Annotated in this window: 17 protein-coding genes; 10 read left to right on the top strand and 7 right to left on the bottom strand. The window is 67.1% G+C overall.

Annotated elements, in window-relative coordinates:
* The first annotated feature begins 64 nt into the window (after positions 1 to 64).
* From ACILR9_RS19380 to ACILR9_RS19365, 4 genes are all read left to right on the top strand, one after another.
* The gene (locus ACILR9_RS19380; RefSeq protein ID WP_395711598.1) at positions 65 to 1,309 is read left to right on the top strand and encodes a Zn-dependent hydrolase; all 1,245 of its coding nucleotides are present in this window, start codon (positions 65 to 67) and stop codon (positions 1,307 to 1,309) included.
* A gap of 197 nt (positions 1,310 to 1,506) precedes the next feature.
* A complete protein-coding gene (locus tag ACILR9_RS19375; protein ID WP_395711597.1) occupies positions 1,507 to 2,670 on the top strand; it encodes a M20 family metallopeptidase in 1,164 nt (387 codons plus the stop codon).
* Positions 2,671 to 2,821: 151 nt separating this feature from the next.
* A complete protein-coding gene (locus ACILR9_RS19370; protein WP_395711596.1) occupies positions 2,822 to 3,919 on the top strand; it encodes a cobalamin-independent methionine synthase II family protein in 1,098 nt (365 codons plus the stop codon).
* Between the two features lie 26 nt (positions 3,920 to 3,945).
* Positions 3,946 to 4,731 (top strand): alpha/beta fold hydrolase, encoded by a 786-nt coding sequence (locus tag ACILR9_RS19365; protein ID WP_395711595.1) that lies wholly within the window; start codon positions 3,946 to 3,948, stop codon positions 4,729 to 4,731.
* A gap of 394 nt (positions 4,732 to 5,125) precedes the next feature.
* Here the strand turns inward: ACILR9_RS19365 and ACILR9_RS19360 are convergent, their stop codons facing one another.
* Positions 5,126 to 6,781, bottom strand: a complete 1,656-nt coding sequence (locus ACILR9_RS19360) for an AMP-binding protein (RefSeq protein WP_395711594.1) — start codon at positions 6,779 to 6,781, stop codon at positions 5,126 to 5,128.
* Positions 6,782 to 6,814: 33 nt separating this feature from the next.
* Positions 6,815 to 6,937, bottom strand: coding sequence for a hypothetical protein (locus tag ACILR9_RS19355; protein ID WP_395711593.1), 123 nt, complete (start codon positions 6,935 to 6,937; stop codon positions 6,815 to 6,817).
* A gap of 70 nt (positions 6,938 to 7,007) precedes the next feature.
* Between ACILR9_RS19355 and ACILR9_RS19350 the strand changes: the two genes are divergently transcribed.
* Positions 7,008 to 7,913, top strand: coding sequence for a PhzF family phenazine biosynthesis protein (locus ACILR9_RS19350; protein WP_395711592.1), 906 nt, complete (start codon positions 7,008 to 7,010; stop codon positions 7,911 to 7,913).
* A gap of 135 nt (positions 7,914 to 8,048) precedes the next feature.
* Here ACILR9_RS19350 and ACILR9_RS19345 read toward each other — a convergent pair whose 3' ends face one another.
* Complete coding sequence (locus tag ACILR9_RS19345) at positions 8,049 to 8,780, bottom strand: class II aldolase/adducin family protein (RefSeq protein WP_395711591.1); 732 nt, start codon at positions 8,778 to 8,780, stop codon at positions 8,049 to 8,051.
* A gap of 586 nt (positions 8,781 to 9,366) precedes the next feature.
* On the opposite strand from ACILR9_RS19345, the gene ACILR9_RS19340 reads away from it, so the two are divergent.
* A complete protein-coding gene (locus ACILR9_RS19340) occupies positions 9,367 to 10,665 on the top strand; it encodes a lyase family protein (RefSeq protein WP_395711590.1) in 1,299 nt (432 codons plus the stop codon).
* Positions 10,666 to 10,842: 177 nt separating this feature from the next.
* Here ACILR9_RS19340 and ACILR9_RS19335 read toward each other — a convergent pair whose 3' ends face one another.
* The gene (locus ACILR9_RS19335; protein WP_395711589.1) at positions 10,843 to 11,304 is read right to left on the bottom strand and encodes an Lrp/AsnC family transcriptional regulator; all 462 of its coding nucleotides are present in this window, start codon (positions 11,302 to 11,304) and stop codon (positions 10,843 to 10,845) included.
* A 99-nt stretch (positions 11,305 to 11,403) separates the two neighbouring features.
* Between ACILR9_RS19335 and ACILR9_RS19330 the strand changes: the two genes are divergently transcribed.
* From ACILR9_RS19330 to ACILR9_RS19315, 4 genes are all read left to right on the top strand, one after another.
* The gene (locus ACILR9_RS19330; protein ID WP_395711588.1) at positions 11,404 to 13,761 is read left to right on the top strand and encodes a transketolase; all 2,358 of its coding nucleotides are present in this window, start codon (positions 11,404 to 11,406) and stop codon (positions 13,759 to 13,761) included.
* A gap of 247 nt (positions 13,762 to 14,008) precedes the next feature.
* The gene (gene mtnA, locus ACILR9_RS19325; protein WP_395711621.1) at positions 14,009 to 15,103 is read left to right on the top strand and encodes an S-methyl-5-thioribose-1-phosphate isomerase; all 1,095 of its coding nucleotides are present in this window, start codon (positions 14,009 to 14,011) and stop codon (positions 15,101 to 15,103) included.
* Positions 15,100 to 16,287: an MFS transporter gene (locus ACILR9_RS19320; RefSeq protein ID WP_395711587.1), complete on the top strand. Its 1,188-nt coding sequence runs from the start codon at positions 15,100 to 15,102 to the stop codon at positions 16,285 to 16,287. The genes mtnA and ACILR9_RS19320 overlap by 4 nt, the downstream gene beginning before the upstream one ends.
* Before the next feature lie 88 nt (positions 16,288 to 16,375).
* Complete coding sequence (locus ACILR9_RS19315; protein ID WP_395711586.1) at positions 16,376 to 16,702, top strand: hypothetical protein; 327 nt, start codon at positions 16,376 to 16,378, stop codon at positions 16,700 to 16,702.
* Between the two features lie 49 nt (positions 16,703 to 16,751).
* Here ACILR9_RS19315 and ACILR9_RS19310 read toward each other — a convergent pair whose 3' ends face one another.
* From ACILR9_RS19310 to ACILR9_RS19300, 3 genes are read right to left on the bottom strand one after another with little or no spacing between them, the layout of a single operon-like run.
* Positions 16,752 to 17,606, bottom strand: coding sequence for an ABC transporter permease (locus ACILR9_RS19310; RefSeq protein WP_395711585.1), 855 nt, complete (start codon positions 17,604 to 17,606; stop codon positions 16,752 to 16,754).
* Positions 17,603 to 18,418, bottom strand: a complete 816-nt coding sequence (locus tag ACILR9_RS19305) for an ABC transporter ATP-binding protein (RefSeq protein ID WP_395711584.1) — start codon at positions 18,416 to 18,418, stop codon at positions 17,603 to 17,605. Before ACILR9_RS19305 ends, ACILR9_RS19310 begins: the two co-directional genes overlap by 4 nt.
* A gap of 40 nt (positions 18,419 to 18,458) precedes the next feature.
* Complete coding sequence (locus ACILR9_RS19300) at positions 18,459 to 19,463, bottom strand: ABC transporter substrate-binding protein (protein ID WP_395711583.1); 1,005 nt, start codon at positions 19,461 to 19,463, stop codon at positions 18,459 to 18,461.
* Positions 19,464 to 19,493 lie beyond the last annotated feature (30 nt).

Genomic DNA, 19,493 nt, shown 5'->3' with positions numbered 1-19,493 from the left:
CGCCGACGATTGAAGAGCAACTATGCCGCCGCTATAGCTCGCCGGACAAGGTCGGGGAGACAGCATGAGCGCGTTGGCGAACGCAGTGCGCGAAGATCGTCTGTGGCAGCGGCATGCCGACATGGCGAAGCTCGGCGGCACGCCCAAGGGCGGCGTCAACCGCCAGGCGTTGTCGCCCGAGGACGCCGCCGCCCGCAACCAGCTCGCCGCCTGGGCCAAGGCGCGCGGCTTCTCGATTTCGACCGATGCCATCGGCAACCTCTTCGTGCGCCGCGAGGGCAGCGATCCGGCTGCCCGGCCCGTGCTGAGCGGCTCGCACATGGACAGCCAGCCGACCGGCGGCCGCTTCGACGGCATGTACGGCGTGCTGGCCGCCTTCGAGGCGCTCGAGGCGCTGGAGGATGCCGGCGTCACGACCCGGCGGCCCGTCATCGCCGTCGCCTGGACCAACGAGGAAGGCTCGCGCTTCCAGCCCGGCGCCATGGGCTCGGCCGTCTTCGCCGGCCAATACCGGCTCGACGACATGTTGGCCGCCAAGGACTGGAAAGGCGTGAAGCTCGCCGATGCGCTGGCCGAGACGCTCGGCGCCGCGCCGGCGCCGATGCGCGGCGGCGAGCCGGGCTTCGCGCTCGACTATTATATCGAGGCGCATATCGAGCAGGGCCCGCGGCTGGAGAACGCCAGCACGACGATCGGCGTCGTTACCGGCATCCAGGGCAGCCGGCGCTACATCGTCGAGACCGACGGCGAGGAGGCGCACGCCGGCACCACGCCGCGCGCCGCCCGCAAGGACGCGTTCGCGGCGGCCACGCGCATCGCCGCGGCCATGTACGAGGCGACGACCGACGCCGACGACACGCTGCGCTTCACCATCGGCCGGGTCGAGGTCCAGCCCGGCTCGCCCAACACCGTCCCTGGCAAAGCCACCTTCACCATCGACATGCGCCATCCGCAGGATGCCGTGCTCGAATCGCACGAGAAGAAACTGCGCGATATCGTCGCCGGGCGCGCGGCGCCGTGCGCCGCACGGATCGAGCGCGTGACGGCCGTGGCACCGACCGACTTCGACCCGCGCGTCATCGACCTGGTGCGCGACAAGGCAGGTGCGCTCGGCCTCAGCCACATGGACATGCCCTCGGGCGCCGGCCACGACGCCATGCACATCGCCAAGCTCTGCCCCGCCGGCATGATCTTCGTGCCGTGCGAGCGCGGCATCAGCCACAACGAGATCGAGAACGCCACGCCCGCCGACCTCGCCGCCGGCACCCGCGTGCTGGTCGAGGTGCTGGCCGAGCTGGCGAATCGGTGATGTTCAAAGACTTGCATCGACCCAAAGTCACCTCATCCTGAGGAGCGCCCGCAGGGCGCGTCTCGAAGGATGGGGATCAGGCACGGTGCCGATTGCCCATGCTTCGAGACACTCGCTGCGCTCGCTCCTCAGCATGAGGTGTTTTGGTTGCCACGATGTGGGGCCACTCAACACGATCCTCAAAGGAACCATCTTCCGTGCCCAAGAAACCCGCCTCCGAACTCATCGCTATCCTGTCCGATCTGATCGCGCTGCCGAGTCCCTACCCGCCCGGCACGTCGGTCGAGATCTGCGCCTATGCGGCGAAGCGCCTGAAGAAGGCTGGCTACAAGGTCGAGGTCGCAGCCAAGACCAAGGGCGTCGACAACATCGTGGCGCGGCTCAAGGGCAAGGCGAAGGGACCGGTCGTCGCCTTCAACGCCCATGTCGACACGGTGGGCATCGGCGAACGCGCCAACTGGCGCAGCGATCCGTTCAAGGCGCTGGTCAAGGGCGGGCTGGTCTACGGGCTCGGCGCCGGCAACTGCAAGGGCAGCATGGCGGTGCAGATCTGGCTGGCGGAGGAGATCGCGCGCCGCGGCGGGCCGGCCAAGGGCGAGCTGATCTTCACCTTCGTGGCCGACGAGGAAAATCTCGGACCCGACGGCATGTCGTTCCTGCGCGACTCCGGCCGCGTGCGGCCCGACGCGCTGATCCTGGGCGCGCAGACCGAGAACAACCTGATCGTGGCCGAGCGCGGCGTGATGTGGGCCCGCATCACCACCCGGGGCAAGGCCGCGCACGCCGGCAACCCGTCGGCCGGCGACAACGCCATCCTGCGCATGATGCGCCTCGTGGGCGCGCTGCAGGCGCACTACGACAAGGTTCTGCCCAAGCGCGTCGCCGGCGCGATGAAGTCGACCGTGAACATCGGCATGTTCCATGGCGGGCACAACACCAACGTCGTGCCGTCGGCCTGCACGGTCGAGATCGATCGTCGCCTGCTGCCCGACGAGAAGGTGAAGGACGCCTTCAAGGAGCTGAAGCGCGTGGTCGACGGCGCGGGCGAGCCGCGCAAGCTCTACACCGTCGAGTTCCTGACCGGCACAAACGGCTTCTTTGCCCCGGAGAACGGCGCCGCCGTCGCCGCCTTCGAGGCGGCGGTGAAGGCGCAGACCAGGCGCAAGGTGAAATTCCTCAACGCCACCGGCGTGAGCGACGGCCGCTACTATGCCGACGACGGCATCGAGATCATCAATTTCGGCCCCGGTTCCGGCGCGCAGGGCCACGCCGCCAACGAATCGGTGCCGATCGCCGAGATGGTCCAGGCGGCGGCGATCCAGCTCGACGTCGTGCAGCGGCTGACGGGCACGATGCGATGAGTGTCGTGTTCAGTCGGACCGCCCCTCACCTCCGATGTCATCCCGAGGCCGCAGGCGGAGGGGCCTTTCCTGTGGCCCGAAAGATCCCTCGGCCTGCGGCCTCGGGATGACAAGGGAGTATGCGGCCGGAACGCCCGCGGCCCGATAGACCATGAGCATCCCTCCCTTCCGCGCTGATCACGTCGGCAGCCTGTTGCGCCCGGCGGCGCTCCGGCAGGCATTCCGCGATCACGCGGCAGGGCGCATCGACGACGACACCTTCGCCACGATCCAGGACCATGCGATCCGCAACGCCGTCAGGTTGCAGGAGGACGTTGGCCTGCCGGTCGTCAACGACGGCGAGTTCCGTCGCGGCTCCTACTGGGGACGCTTCGTCAAGCGCCTGCAGGGTCTCGCGATCGGTCCGGCACGCTTCAAGTTCCGCGACGATTCTGGCGCCGAGATCGATTTCACGGCGCCTATCGCCGAGGCGCCGCTCAGCCGCACCGTGCCACTCGCCGCCGACGAGGTCGCCTTCGTGGCGCCGCTCACCTCACGCGTCGTCAAGGTGACGATGCCGGCACCCTCGACCCTGCATTTCTATGCCGGCAGCGGCTTCGCCAAGCCCGGCCTCTATCCCGATCTCGACGCCTACTTCGCCGAGCTCGCGACGATCTATCGCGCCGAGATCGCCGACATCGCCCACGCCGGCGGCCGCTATATCCAGTTCGACGAAGTGGCGCTCGCCATGCTGTGCGATCCCATGGTGCGCGAGCTGGTGCGCAGCGACGGCCTCGATCCGACGCGCCTGATCGCGCTCTACGTCGAGGCGCTGAACCGGGCGGTCGAGGACGCACCGCCCGGTCTTGTGTTCGCGGTCCACATGTGCCGCGGCAATTTCGGGGGCCGCTATCTGTCGAGCGGCGGCTACGACGACGTCGCCGAGCAGCTGTTCGAGCGCGCCGAGGTGAGCCATTTCCTGCTGGAGTACGACACGCCGCGCGCCGGCGATTTTTCGCCGCTGCGCCATGTGCCGCGCGACAAGGGCGTCGTGCTGGGACTCGTCAGCTCCAAGGTGCCGGCCCTCGAGCCGGTCGACCTGCTGCGGCGGCGTCTCGACGAGGCGTCGCGCCACGTCGCTATCGACCGTCTCGGCATCAGCCCGCAATGCGGTTTCGCCAGCACGGTGGCCGGAAATCCGTTGAGCGAGGCCGACATGCGGGCCAAACTCGCCCGCTGCGTGGAAGTGGCAAACATCGTCTGGGGCTGAAGAGCCCTGGCCAAGGAGGAAGCGCCATGCCGACCTATGAAAGAGGCAAAGTCCGCATCCATTACGAAGAGATGGGCTCAGGCTTTCCGCTGCTGGTGATTCCGGGCGGCGGGCTCAACTCGACCATCGCCGGTCTCGACACCAGCCACCCCTTCAACGCCATGAAGGAGTTTGCCAAGGACGGGTTCCGCTGCATCGGCGCCGACCTGCGCAACGCCAATGCCGGCCAGTCGTCAGGCCCGCTTGAGATCGACCGGCCGTGGGATTCCTACACCGACGACCATATCGGCCTGATGGATCACTTGGGCATCGATAAGTTCATGGTGCTGGGCTACTGCATCGGCCAGCCGTTCATCTGGAACCTGATCAAGCGCGCGCCGAACCGGGTGGTCGCCGCCGTGCTGACCCAGCCCAGCGGCCATCGTCCGGAGCTGCCCGACCAGTTCTACCAGAACAACATGAACAACTGGGGCCCCGCCCTGGTCGCGCGCCGACCCGACATCACCATCGACCAGGTGAGCCAGTTCCTCGCCAAGATGTATCGCGCCAACGCCGACTTTGTCTTTACCGTGACGCGCGATTTCGTGCGCGCCTGCCAGATCCCGATCCTGGTCCTGCCCGACGACGTTCCGCCGCATCCCTACGCGGTGGCGATGGAGGTGGCGATGCTGGCGCCCAATTCCCAGGTCAGCATGTATCCATGGAAGGACGTGCCGGAGAAGATCCCGCTGGCCGTGCGCCACATCAGGACGTTCCTCAAGGCCAACAAGCCGGCGACGGCGGCGATCGAGCAGCGGGCGGCGGCGGACTGAGAATTGCCGGGAGCACGGCACTCCGATGGCGCTCTTCTTGTTGATTACACATCCCATGAGTGCCATCGGAGTGGTGCGTTCCCGGCGAAAGATGCGCTCCTGCGGGTGACCACTGATGGCGACTATTGCGGTCCAGCCTTGATGCGACCGCCCTTGTCGACCATCACATCGAAAGTTTCGCTGGGAACCTGGCGGCCGCGGACGCCCAGCAGCAGCCTGCCATCGACGGGCTGAATGAGCGGCTCGTCCGCATCGAGCGCTGCCTCGAGTTGCGCGACGCCTGATACGGGTCATCGTCTTCCGGACCGCGAGCAGCCTGCCCTGAGCTTGCCGAAAGGTCTCGCTTGCTCATGACTCTGAGCGAGCGAAATGCTCGTGGTCCGGAAGACGATAACTACGCCGTCTTCTCGGTCTTCAGGCCCAGCTTGCTGATCGTCTGCTCGCGCATGACGAACTTCTGAATCTTGCCGGTGATGGTCATCGGGAATTCGCCGACGAACTCGATGTAGCGCGGGATCTTGTAATGGGCGATCTGGCCCTTGCAGAACTCGCGGATCTCGTCGGCGGTCGCCTGCTTGCCGTCGTGCAGCTTGATCCAGGCGCAGATCTCCTCGCCGTAGCGCGAGTCGGGCACACCGATCACCTGGACGTCCTGGATCTTGGGATGGCGATAGAGGAACTCCTCGATCTCGCGCGGATAGACGTTCTCGCCGCCGCGGATCACCATGTCCTTCAGCCGGCCGACGATGTTGACGTAGCCCTGCTCGTCCATGGTCGCGAGGTCGCCGGTGCGCATCCAGCCGGCTTCGTCGATCGCCTCGCGCGTCTTGTCCTCGTCGTTCCAGTAGCCCTTCATCACCGAATAGCCGCGGGTGCAGAACTCGCCGGTCTCGCCGCGCGGCACCGCCTTGCCCTCGGCGTCGACGATCTTGATCTCGATGTGCGGCAGCACCTGGCCGACCGTCGAGACCCGCCGCTCGACCGGATCGTCGGTCGCACACTGGGTCGATACCGGCGAGGTCTCGGTCATGCCGTAGGCGATGGTGACCTCGCTCATGTTCATCTGGCTCTGCACCTTCTTCATCACCTCGATCGGGCAGGGCGAGCCGGCCATGATTCCGGTGCGCAGGCTCTTGAGGTCGAACTTGGCAAACTCGGGATGGTCGAGCTGGGCGATGAACATGGTCGGCACGCCGTAGAGGGCGGTGCAGCGTTCCTCGGCCACGGTCTGCAGGGTCGCCAGAGGATCGAAGGCCTCGGCCGGATAGACCATGGTCGAGCCGTGCGTCAGGCAGCCGAGATTGCCCATCACCATGCCGAAGCAATGGTAGAGCGGCACGGGGATGCAGAGCCGATCCGCGGGCGTGAGCTTCAGCCCCTCGGCGACGAAGAAGCCGTTGTTCAGGATATTGTGGTGGCTGAGCGTCGCCCCCTTGGGATGACCGGTCGTGCCCGAGGTGAACTGGATGTTGATGGCGTCGTCGAACTGCAGCTTGGGGCCGAGATCGGCGAGCTTCATCTTCTCGGCATTGCCGCCGGCCGTGGCGATGTCGTCGAAATTGAGCATGCCTGGGGTCTTCTCGCGGCCCAGCCGGATGATGTGCTTCAAGAGCGGCAGCTTGCCCGCCTTCACCAAGTCGGAGGCGATCTCGAGATAGTTCGAGGTCTTGAGCGCCGGCGCCAGCACCAGCGCCTTGCACTCGACCTTGTTCATCGCGTACTCGAGCTCGGCCCGCCGGTAGGCCGGGTTGACGTTGACCAGCACCAGCCCCGCCTTGGCGGTGGCGAACTGGATCAGCGCCCATTCCGAGTTGTTGGGCGACCAGATACCGACGCGATCGCCGCGCTCCAGCCCGAGCGTCATCAGGCCGGCAGCAAGGTCGTCGACCCGCCGGCCGAGCTCGTCCCAGCTCCAGCGCACGTTCTGCTGCCGCACCACCAGGGCCTCGCGCTCGCGGTAGGTATCGACGGTGCGGTCGAAGAACGCGCCGATCGTCTCGCCGATCAGCTTCTTGGTCGATACGCCGTGGTCGTAGGAGATCTGGGTCATGGGAGCGGACCTTAGCGGCCCAGTCGCCGCCCCTCAATTGTCGCGCGGCGGCTTGCTGCCGGGAATCGGCTGCCCGGAATGGCGCTCCTGGACTGCCTGATGAAAGCCCGCCTCCTCGGCCCGCTGCTCGAGCCAGCTGGTGGGCTTGCAGGCCAAAGGTTTTTCCTCGCGCGCCCGAGTTAATCTCGCGCAAGCGGCGGGCGGCAAGCCGCTAGGGTGCCGGCCCATGAAGCTCCCGTTCAGCACCGTCGACGTCTTCACCGATCGGCGATTCGGCGGCAATCCACTGGCTGTCGTCACCGACGGCCGCAGCCTGTCGACCGAGCAGATGCAGGCGGTCGCCGCCGAGTTCAATCTCGCCGAAACCACCTTCGTCCTGCCGCCCAAGGATGCCAGGCATACCGCCGAGGTCCGCATCTTCACGCCCAAGGCCGAGATGCCGTTCGCCGGCCATCCCAATGTCGGCACCGCCTTCGTGCTGGCGCGCGCCGGCGAGTGCCATGGCCGCAAGCTTTCGGGCGACCGCCTGGTGTTCGAGGAAAAGGCCGGTCTGGTGGCCATGGATCTGATGCGCGAGGGCGGTGCGGTCGTAGCAGCCCGCCTTGCAGCGCCGGTGCCGCTCGCCCTGGGCGAGGAGCATCCGGTCGAGCTGGTCGCCGAGGCTTGCTCGCTCGAGCCGGCCGATATCCGGATCGACACGCACCGTCCGCGCATCGCCTCGTGCGGCATCCCGCTGATCTTCGTCGAGCTCGTGTCGCGCGGCGCGCTCAAGGCGGCAGCGCCGCGCGGCGACGTCTTCACCCGCCATCTGCCGCGCGACCGCATCACCGGCATCCACCTCTACGTGCCGGCCAAGGAGCACGGTGTCGAGATCCAGTCGCGCATGTTCGCGCCGTTGCACGGCATCCCCGAGGATCCGGCGACCGGTGGCGCCAACGTCGCCCTGATCGGCCTGCTCGCCCACTACCGGCCCGAGACCGACCTCACGCTCGCCAAGACGATCGGTCAGGGCTTCGACATGGGCCGTCCCAGCATCCTCGAGGCGGCCGCGGAGAAGAAAGCCGGCAAGATCGTCGCCACCTATATCGGCGGTCGCTGCGTGCCGATGATGAGCGGCACGATCGAGGTGTGATCACCTCGTGTGGGCGCAGCCCTCATGTCATCCTGAGCGAAGCGAAGGATCTCATCGCCGTGTGCCACGAAGTGCTCCGGTTCCAGCGGCGATGAGATCCTTCGCTACGCTCAGGATGACAACGGTGGGTGTCTCTTACTCCGCCGCCTCGTCCTGCATCACATGGTCAGCGCGGGTCGGGTAGATGATGCGCTCGGCGAAGCGGTACATGTCCTCGATCTCAGCCTGCGTGCGATAGGCGACCTTGGTGCCCATCAGGGCGGCGTGCTGCTCAGCCAGCAGGCAGCGGCGGACCTCGGCGGTCAGCGTGTTCAGCCGGTGATAGGCTTCCGAGACGGTGCGGCCCAGGGTCGTGATGCCGTGGCCCACCAGCACGACCGAGTTGGTGTTCTGGATAAAGTCGGCCACCGAGCTCACGTCGGCTTCGACATCGACATGGGCCGGCACGAAATGCACAGGCTTGCCGAGCACGAAGGGCGGATCGAGCGACAGCACGTTGAACGCATGTGGCGCACCCGAGCCAAGCAGCGCGATGATCGCATCGTCATGCACGTGGATCGTGGCGTTGATGTCGGGTCGCAGCCGCAGGATCTCGCGGCTGAGATTGTGGCCGACGCTGGTCATGCGCTCGCCCCACACGATCCGGCTGGTCGGCACGTCGGTGATGACGATGTTCTCGAGCTCCATCTCCTCGAGCGAGATCTCGGCGTGCTTGGTGTAGGCGAGCCCGCGCGGATAGTCGGGATGCGGCGCGCGCATCACGATGTTGCCGAGCGTGTTGTGGATATAGCCGCGTCCCGCGACAAGGCGGGCGTACTTGATGAACTGGCGGCCGATGGCGGCATCGAAGGCGACTGGCGTCGGCATGGCTGGTTTCCTCCCGGCGCTGCCGAGCCTAGCAGATCGTCCTCCGTCATACGAACACCGGCACCAGCGACAGGACGAGCAGGCTGGCCATCGATCCGTTGAAGACCAGGCGGGCGCGTCGCCCTTCGCATCGGCACGATCGTGCATGGCGCCGCATCATGGTCACGAAAGGCCCCGCCGCAACTACCTGGGGGATACAGCCACCTAATCTCTCCTCCCCAGCTTCGCTGGGGAGGTGTCGCCGTCTTACGGCGACGAAGGGGCGATGAGCAACGGGACTGAGGCTCATGACCCCTCCGTCCGCGATTACGCGGACACCTCCCCAACGAAGTTGGGGAGGAGAATGATGGGGCCGCTCACATGCGAATGCGTGCCGGCACGATCGGCACGCAGCACGATGAAACGATAACGCCGGCGCCGGGCGAATGAAGTGGACACCGAGACTCAAAGATGAAAGACGCAAATCATGGGAAATTTCGCACTTCCAGGGAACCCTCGATATCAGCCAAAGGACCTGCAGTCGGTCTTCGGTTATGACAATCTCTTTCGCGCCGTTGCCGAAGTCGAGATCGCAACCCTGAAAACGTTGGCCGATATCGGGATCATCCCCGCGGCCAACATCGTATCGCTCACGCCCGCCGTCGAGCAGGAACTCCTGGCCATCACGACGTCAGAAGTCGATGACGTGGAACGCAGGGTGACCCGCCACGACATCCGCGCCTGGGTGCGGATCGCCCAGGGCAAGGTCGACCCGGGGCTGCGGCGCTGGATCCATGTTCCGCTCACGAGCTACGATGCCCTCGACACCGCCCGTGCCCTGCAGTTCGTGCGTGGGCACCAGGTGGTAAGGCGGCTCACCGACAAGGTGGTTGGTCTTTTTGCCGAGCAGGTCAATGCCTTCGCTCGACAGCCCCAGATCGGCCGGACACACGGCCAGCACGCGCTGCCCATCACCGTCGGCTTCTGGTTCGCGACGATCCTCAGCCGGATTCTGGCCAACATCCAAAGCGCCAACAGTGCCGCGGAGAGGTTGGTGGGAAAGATCTCCGGTGCCGTCGGTGTCTACAACGCCCAGGTCGGTCTCGGCATCGCCGCACGCTGCGGTGACAAGACCTTCGAGGCGCGGGTGCTCGAGAAGCTCGGTCTCGAGCCTGCGCCGATCAGCACGCAGATCCTTCCGCCGGAGCCGCTCGCCGACTACCTGTTCTGCTGCGTCAAGCTTTCCGCGGCCTTCGGCCAGTTCGGCCGCGACGGCCGCCATCTGATGCGGACGGAGATTGCCGAGCTCGGCGAACCCTTCGAGAAGGGACAGGTCGGCTCGTCGACCATGGCCCACAAGAGGAACCCGATCAATTTCGAGAACCTCGAGGGGACGTGGATCAAGAATCAGGTCGAGTTCGGCAAGGTTCTGGCGACGATGGTGAGCGAGCACCAGCGTGACCTGGTCGGCAGCCCTATCGCCCGGGATTTCCCGACGATCGTGATCAACCTGGTCAACCAGCTCAACACGCTGCTGCGCGAGGCCGACGGCAGACCCTTCCTCTCGCGTCTCTCGGTCGACGAAGCGTCGCTCAGGCGAAACTTCGACGCTCAAGGCGATGCCATTCTTGCCGAGCCGATCTACATCGCCCTCCAGATGGCGGGCTATGAGGGAGACGCTCACGAGCTGGTCAATCACATTGCCCTGCCCCACTCGAGAAAGGAGGGAGTTACCCTTCTCGAAGCGACGCAATGGGCGCTTCGGCAGCAATCGGCGGACGAGGTGTGGAGCAGGATCCCGCCGGAGACGGTCAAGATGCTGGGCAAGCCGGCGACCTACACCGGTGCCGCGGCCGTGAAGGCGCGCGAGATCGCCGGGAGAGCCGAGGCGTATCTCAAGGCGTAATAAAGGGGCGCTCTTCTCATTCTCCTCCCCAGCGCTTCGCTGGGGAGGTGTCTCGGTAATCCGAGACCGAGGGGTCTGAGGCCCGAGTCCCGCTGCTCATGACCCCTCCGCCCCCGATTACGGGTGCACCTCCCCAGCAAAGCTGGGGAGGAGAATGAAAGGGCGCCACTACCCCCCTCACTCCAGCGGCAGTGCGGTGCCCTGCTTCACCGGGCGCAGCGCGAAGGAGCTTCTGATCTGGGCGATGCCGGGGATCTTGGTGAAGTCCATGACGAAGCGTTCGTAGGCTTCGAGGTCGGGCACGACGACGCGCAGCAGGTAGTCGCTGTCGCCGGTCATCAGGTAGCATTCCATCACCTCGGGCCGCGCCGCGGCGGCGCGCTCGAAGGCCTGCAGCGCCTTCTCGATCTGGGTGGTGAGCGACACGCTCATGAAGACGTTGACCGACAGGCCGATCGCCTTGGCGTCGAGCTGCGCCGTGTAACCTTTGATCACGCCCGCCTCCTCGAGCGCCTTGACCCGGCGCCAGCACGGCGAGGAGGACAGGCCGACCTGCTGGGCGAGGTCGGCATTGCTCAGCCGGCCGTCGCGCTGCAGGCGGTCAAGAATGCGCCGATCGATGGCGTCCAGGTTGATCATTGCGCAAGCTAGCCCATTTCAGGAAGGATTTACCCAATACAGCCTGCCACGAGGCCCAAACGCAAGGACCTTTCACGCCACAAGGCGTATGCCTGCACCATGACCACGATCGCCCCCGTGCAACGTCTCAGGTTCCTGCGCGAGCTCGAGCGCAAGGTGCTGTGGCTCAGCGCCTGGACCATCCATCACGCCAATCATATCCGTCCCAACCGCGACGGGCTGAAGGTCGGCGGCCACCAAGCCTCGTGCGCCTCGCTCGCCACGGTGATGACGGCGCTCTATTTCTCGGTGCTGCGGCCGGAGGATCGCGTGGCGGTGAAGCCGCATGCCTCGCCGGTGTTCCACGCCATCCAGTACCTGTTCGGCCATCAGACGCGCGACAAGCTCGAGCGCTTCCGCGCGCTCGGCGGTGCGCAATCCTATCCGTCGCGCACCAAGGACGCCGACGACGTCGATTTCTCGACCGGCTCGGTCGGCCTCGGCGTCGCCATGACGCTGTTCTCCTCGCTGGTGCAGGACTACGTGCGGCTGAAGGCGCTCGGCGACGGCAATCGCCAAGGTAACGAAAAGAGGGCCGGCCGCATGGTGGCGCTGGTCGGTGACGCCGAGCTCGACGAAGGCAACATCTTCGAGGCCCTGCTCGAAGGCTGGAAGCACGACGTGCGGAACCTGTGGTGGGTGATCGACTACAATCGCCAGAGCCTCGACGGCGTGGTCAACGACCGGCTGTTCGGCCGCATCGGCGAGATGTTCGAGCTGGTCGGCTGGCGCGTCGTCACGTTGAAGTACGGCAAGCTCCTGGAAGCGGCCTTCGCCCAGCCCGACGGCGAGCAGCTGCGGCAATGGATCGATGCCTGCCCAAACTCACTCTACTCGGCGCTGGTGTTCATGGGCGGCGCCGGCTGGCGCGAGGCGCTGACCCGCGATCTCAACCAGTATCCCGGCATCCGCCGCATCCTCGACCAGCACGACGATGCCGCCCTGCACAGGCTGATGACCAACCTCGCCGGCAACGACATGCAGGCCGTGCTCGATGCCTTCGAGGAGGTCGACGACGACCGGCCAACCTGCTTCATCGCCTATACCATCAAGGGCCAGGGCCTGCCGTTTGCCGGCCACAAGGACAATCACTCCGGCCTGATGACGCTCGACCAGATGGCGGGCTTCAAGAAGGGCATGGCGATCGAGAACGGGCGCGAGTGGGACAAGTTCGCCGGTCTCTCGGCCAGCGCCGACGAGCTGCAGGCGTTCGTCGACGCCGCGCCTTTCAATGCCGCCGGGCGGCGGCGCACCGAGGCGCCGGTGGTCAAGATCCCGGCGGCGCTGCCGCGGCCCAACGACCGCAAGTCGAGCACGCAGGAAGGCTTCGGCAAGATCCTGAACGCCATCGCCACCGAGGACAACGAGCTGGCGCGCCGCATCGTCACGACGTCGCCCGACGTCACCGTGTCGACCAATCTCGGCGCGTGGGTGAACCGGCGCGGCCTGTGGGCCCATACCGAGGCCGAGGACGTGTTCCGCGAGCTCAAGGTCGTGTCGGCCCAGCTGTGGCGCAAGACGCCGCGCGGCCAGCATCTCGAGCTCGGCATCGCCGAGAACAACCTGTTCATCCAGCTCGCCGCGATGGGGCTCAGCCATCAGCTGTTCGGCGCCCGCCTGCTGCCGATCGGCACGCTCTACGACCCGTTCATCGCCCGCGGCCTCGATGCGCTGAATTACGCCTGCTACCAGGATGCGCGCTTCATGATCGTGGCGACGCCGTCGGGCACGACCCTGGCGCCCGAAGGCGGCGCGCACCAGAGCATCCACACGCCGCTGATCGGCATCGGCCAGCCCGGGCTGCTGAGCTACGAGCCCGCCTATGTCGACGAGCTCGCCGTGCTGATGCGCCATGGCCTCGCCTACATGCAGCAGGCCGACGGCGGCGCGGTCTATCTGCGCCTGTCGACCCGAAGCCTGGCGCAGCCGGCGCGCACCCTGTCGCCGCAGCAGGAGGCCGACATCGTCGCCGGCGGCTACTGGTACGCGCCGCCCGAGCCGGGTGCCGAGATCGCCATCGTCGCCATGGGCGCGGTCACGCCGGAAGCGATCGCCGCGCATGACAGCGTGGTGCGCGATTTTGCCGGCGCCGGCCTGCTGGTGCTGACCTCGCCCGATCGCCTGCATGGCGACTGGCTCGCCGCCCAGCGCAAGCGCGGCCGCACGGTCGGCCGCCTCGAGCCGGCCGAGAGCGCCGTCGAACGCCTGCTGGCGCCGTTGGCGCGCGAGGCGCGGCTGGTCACGGTGATGGACGGCCATCCGCTGGCGCTGTCGTGGCTCGGCTCGGTGCGCGGCCAGCGGGTGGTGCCGCTCGGCATCGAGAGCTTCGGCCAGTCGGGCGATATTCCCGACCTCTATCGCGCCTATCACATCGACACGGCCGCCGTCATCGATGCCGTGGCGCGCGCGATTGCTTGACGCGAGCGGCAAGAGGCCCGACACATCCTCATCGTTCCTCCCCAGCCCCGCTGGGGAGGTGCCCCGTCTTACGGGGCGGAGGGGTCATGGGCCACGAGCGTGCAACTCTGTGGCGCATGCTTTGCTCGCCGCAGCCGAAGAGTGCGCCACGGAGTAGCGCTCCGGCCCATGACCCCTCCGTCCGCGTAAGACGCGGACACCTCCCCACGCGAAGCGTGGGAAGGAGAGTTTATTGCGAGGCGATGACGTGAAGGTCGACGGCGCCCATTATCGCACCATCTGGCTCGGCGCCGACGGCACGACCGTGCAGGTGATCGACCAGACCCTGCTGCCGCACCAGTTCGTGGTGCGCGACTGGCGGAGCATGGCGGACGCCGAGCGCGGCATCCGCACCATGATCGTGCGGGGCGCGCCGTTGATCGGCGCCGCCGCTGCGTATGGCATGGCCCTTGCGATGGCGACGGATGCATCCGATGCCATGCTGACCGAGGCCTACATCAAGCTCATGGCGTCGCGCCCCACGGCGGTCAATCTCCGCTGGGCGCTCGACGATCTGCGCGCCCTGCTCGCCCCGCTGCAGGCGAGCCGGCGGCGCGAGGCGGCCTATCGCCGAGCCGCCGAAATCTGCGACGAGGATGCCGAGATCTGCCACAGCATCGGCCGGCACGGGCTGGCGCTGATCCGCCGCCTGAAGCCGAAGGGAAATCGCCTCGAGGCGCTGACCCATTGCAACGCCGGCTGGCTCGCCACCGTCGATTGGGGCACGGCGCTGTCGCCGATCTACCAGGCGCACGATGCCGGCATCCCGATCCATGTCTGGGTCGACGAGACGCGGCCGCGCAACCAGGGCGCCAGCCTGACGGCCTGGGAGCTGGCGCGGCACGGCGTGCCGCACACCGTGATCGCCGACAATGCCGGCGGCCACCTGATGCAGCACGGCAAGGTCGATTTCTGCATCGTCGGCACCGACCGCACGACACGCCGCGGCGATGTCTGCAACAAGATCGGCACCTACCTGAAGGCGCTGGCAGCGCACGACAACGGCGTGCCGTTCTATGTCGGCGCACCCTCGCCCAGCATCGACTGGACGATCGCCGACGGCCGGCGCGACATCCCGATCGAGGAGCGGCACGCCGACGAGGTCGGCCGCATCACCGGCCGCACCGCGTCGGGCGAGGTGGTGACGGTCGACGTGCTGCCTGCGGGCAGCGCCGCCGCCAACCCGGCATTCGACGTGACGCCAGCCCGGCTGGTCACCGCGCTGATCACCGAGCGCGGCGTCTGTGCGGCGAGCGAAGCGGGCCTGCTGTCGCTCTATCCCGAAAGGTCCCTGGCGGCGTGATCTTCTCGCCCGCCGTCCGGGCGACGATCGGCCTCGGCTTCACACAAATCGTGGGCTGGGGCACCACTTTCCTGATGCCCTCGGTGCTCGGCCGCCACATCGAGGACGCGCTCGGCATCCCGAGCGAGATCGTGTTCAGCGGCATCACCGTGATGTTCGCCGTCGGCGCGATCTTCGCGCCACGCGTCGGCCGCCTGATCGATCGCACCGGCGCGCGCAGCCTCATGGCGGCGGGCTCGGTGCTTTATGCCCTGTCGCTGGCGGCGCTGGCGCTGTCGCAGAACATGACGACGTACCTGCTGTGCTGGGCCGGCCTCGGCGTCGCCTCGACCCTGGCGCTCAGCACCCCGGCCAGCGTCGCGCTCGCCCAGGTGAGCGGCCCTGGCGCGCGCCGGGCAATTGCGCTGCTGGCGATCATCGGCGGCTTCGCTTCGACCGTGTTCTGGCCGTTGTCGGGCGCGCTCGACGTCGCGGTGGGCTGGCGCGGCACCTTGCTGGTCTATGCCGCGATCCATCTTTTCGCCTGCGCGCCGGTGCATTTCCTGGTGCTGCCGCGCCGGCGGCCGGCGCATCATACTGCCGGGACCGCCGCCGCGGCATCGAGCGGCATCCCGCCCGAGGTGCATTCGCGCGCCTTCCTGCTGCTGTCGCTCACGCTGGCCAGCGGCGCCTTCGTCTTCACCGGTGCGATGGTGCACATGATCGAGATCCTGCGCGGCCTCGGCCATCCGGCGGCCTCGGCGGTGCTGCTGGCCTCGATGATCGGGCCGTCGCAGGTCACCGTCCGCGTGTTCGAGCTGCTGTTCGGCCATCGCTACTCGATCATGCGCTCGGCGGTGTTCGGATCGGCCATGCTGACGCTTGGCCTGGGGCTCGCCATGCTGGCCGGCGTCAACTTCGTGGTCGCGCTGGTCTGCATCTTCGCCTACGGCATCGCCAACGGGCTGAAGGCGGTGCAGCGCGCTACCCTGCCGCTCGCCCTGTTCGGCCGCGCCCAGTTCGGCACCTACATGGGCCGGCTGGCGTTGCCGCAGGGCATCGTCTCGGCCATCGCGCCACCCACGATCGCGGCCGTGCTCAGCCTCTACGGCGCGATGGGCGCGCTATGGTTGTTGCTGGCCGCCGCTGCGGTATCGCTGCTGGCCATGGTGCTGCTGGCCCGGCTCGCGCGAACGGTGCGGTAAGTCGAAAGTTGCATGGAATTGCCATGCAACGCCCCTCGCGGGACGGCGTTCTCTGGCCGTCATCGACAAGGACCAAAGGAGTACGACCATGATCCGCACGACCCTGGCTACCCTCGGCCTGATCTGCGCCGCGGGTGTGGCCCACGCCCAGATGCAGCCGCCCAGCACGCCGGAGGGCCGCGACAACCGCTCCATGCCGGGCGCCACCAGCAATCCGAACACCAACCTCCCCAAAACTTCGCCGAACGCGTCGGCGGCCGAGGCAGCCGCCAAGTCGGCCATCGAGCAGAGAGGCTACAACGGGGTGAAGAGCCTCACCCGCGATTCGGCCGGCAACTGGGCGGCCAAGGCGATGCGCAACAACGTCGAGGTCGCGATCGTGCTTCAACCCGACGGCACGATCGTCGAGCAGTGAGACAGGAGGCGGCTTGCGGACCGCGCGGCAATGGCGCGGTCCGCGAGGCTCATGACGAGACAGCTGCATCGCCCTTCCAGCGCAGCAGCACGGACTCGGCGCGGACGACGGCGAAGTTGAGCGTCAACCCGATGACGGCCAGCACCAGAATGGTTCCCAGAACCCCTTCGGCGCGGAAGCTCGCGGCGTAGAAGGCGATGCGCTGGCCGAGGCCCATGCGGGCCGAGATCATCTCGCCGACCACGACGGCGAGCAGGGCGTAGACCACTCCCAGCCGCATGCCGCCGAAAATGGCCGGCACGGCGCCAGGCAGCATGACTTTCCAGAACAGCTGGCGATCGGTCGCGCCAAGCGCGCGCATGGTCAGAATCAGCTCGCGATCGAGCGATCGGATGCCGGCCTCCGTGTTCAGCATCAGGATGAAGAACACCAGGCTGACCGCGAGCGCCACCTTGGAGCCTTCGCCGACGCCGAACCAGATGATGAACATCGGCGCCAGCGCGACACGCGGCAGGACGTTCAGGATCGTCAGGAAGGGGTTGCTGACATCGGCAGCGAACGGGAACTGCATGCGCAGGATGCCGGCCGCGACGCCCGCCGCCGCCCCGAGCGCGAAGCCGACGAGGGTCTCGCGCAAGGTGACGAAGACATGCGGCCAGATGCTGCCGTCACGGATCTCGTCGAGCAGGAAGCCGCCAATGGCGGTGGGTTGGGAGAAGAAGAAGGGATCGATCAGCCGCACCTGGATCGCCCATTCCCACGAGCCCAGGAACAGCACGAGCACGATCAGGCGCGCCGTCCAGACCCAGAAGGTTCTCCGACGCCGGCGCGCAATGCGCTGCACCTCGCTTCGGGCGAGGGCGTCGAGCACGCGGTCGCCGGCAAGGCTGGTGTGGACGGTCACGGTGCGGCCTCCCCGGCTTTCAGCGCCTGCCAGACCTGTTCGCTGAGCTTGAGGTAGCGCTCGTCGAAGCGGATCCGCTCCGGATCGCGCGGCCGCGCCAGGTCGATGGCGATATCGGCCTGGATTCGACCGGGCCTGCGTGTCAGCACGATCACGCGGTCGGACAGCGCCACCGCCTCCGCAAGATCGTGCGTGACGAACAGCACCGTCTTGCGGTCGCGTTCCCAGATGCGCAGGAACTCGGCTTGCAGCATGAGCTTGGTCTGGGCATCGAGCGCGGCGAACGGCTCGTCCATCAGCAGGGTCTCGGGGTCGATGGCGAGCGTGCGCGCCAGCGCCACGCGCTGGCGCATGCCCTGCGAGAGCTGCCAGGGGTAGGCATGGCCAAAGGCGCCGAGGCCGATCATGTCGAGCAGCCGCCTGCCGACCGCGCCGCGATCGGCAAGCGGCACGCCGCGCAGCTCGAGCCCGACCTCGATATTGGAGCGCGCCGATCGCCAGGGCAGCAACCCGTCGCGCGCGAACATGTAGCCGGTGCGACGCGACGGCCGCGCGATGCGCTCGCCGTTCACCGTGATCGTGCCGGCGACCGGCTGGATCAGGCCGGCCGTCATGTTGAGGATCGTTGTCTTGCCGCAGCCGCTGGCGCCGACCAGAGAGAGGAACTGGCCGCGCGGCACGTCGAACGACACGTCGTCCAGGGCGAGCATTGGCCGGTCTTCCGCCGTCGGAAAGGCGTGCGAGACGCCCTCGACCCGGATGGCGAGGTCGGGCACGGCCGTCATCTGCCGGGCGAGGAGCTCATCGTTCATGCTCTTGCGGACCGCGAGCACATGAGCTCCCATGTTTGGCTCACGGCAGGTATTTCTTTGCTCCCGACCAGGCGAGCTGCTCGCAGCTCTGGACCTGATCCGGCTTGATCAGGCCGTTGTCGACCTGGAACTTGCCGACATTCTCGGTGCCCTTGCAGTTGAACTTGACGTCGAACGACTTGCCGAGCCGCGCCAGCACGCCCTTCATCTGCTCCGGCGTCAGCGCCTTGTTGTACTTCGACCATATCGCGGCCACCTTCTCGGCATTGGCAGGATCGCGCACGAAGGCGATCGCCTCCTCCTGCGCCGCCTGGAAGCGCTTCATCATCTCGGCGTTCTTGTCGGCGTGCGCCTTGGTCGAATGGTAGACGCTCGACGTCCACGACGCGAACTCCGGGATCGTCTTGTCGGCCAGCAGGTCGAGCACGACCTTGCCGCCCAGCGCCTCGAGCACCGTCTGCACCGGCTCGATCGCCATCACGGCGTCGAGCTGACCTGCCTTGAAGGCAGCCACCGCGTCGGGCCCGAGGCCGACTGCCAGGAAGGTCACGTCCTTCTCCGGATCCATGCCGGCGTCGCGCAGGAAGCGGCGCGCGAAGTTGTGGCCGTCGGAGCCGATCGCCGGCACGCCGATCTTCTTGCCCTTGAGGTCGCGCATCGGCGCAGGGTAGCCGGCGGCCTTGTTGGTCGTCGCCACGTCCTTGCCGGCGACCAGGCTCCAGACCGGTGCCGGGAAGTTGTCGACGACCGCCACCAGGTCGCGGCCGCGGCTGTTGACCAGCATCATGTTGCCGGGACTGTTGCTCATCAGGTCGACGGCACCGCTGAACAGGGCGGCGGTCGCGTCAGGCGCGGCACGGAAATCGAGCAGGCTGACGTTGAGGCCATGCTTGTCGTAGATGCCGAGATCCTTGGCGACATAGGTCGGCACGGTGACCAGCGCCCCGGTATAGACCGCGACATTGGCAGGCAGGGCCTGCGCCGCAGCGAGGCCGGGCAGCAGGCCCACCAGGGCCGCGGCGGTCATCATCATTCGCCTGTACATGGTCTTCCTCCCATTCTGATTTCGTGATTG

It is taken from the genome of Reyranella sp., assembly GCF_044224635.1.
Taxonomy (GTDB): Bacteria; Pseudomonadota; Alphaproteobacteria; order Reyranellales; family Reyranellaceae; genus Reyranella.
Note: the sequence above shows the minus strand (reverse complement) of the source record. Positions and strands in the feature narration are given on the sequence as shown.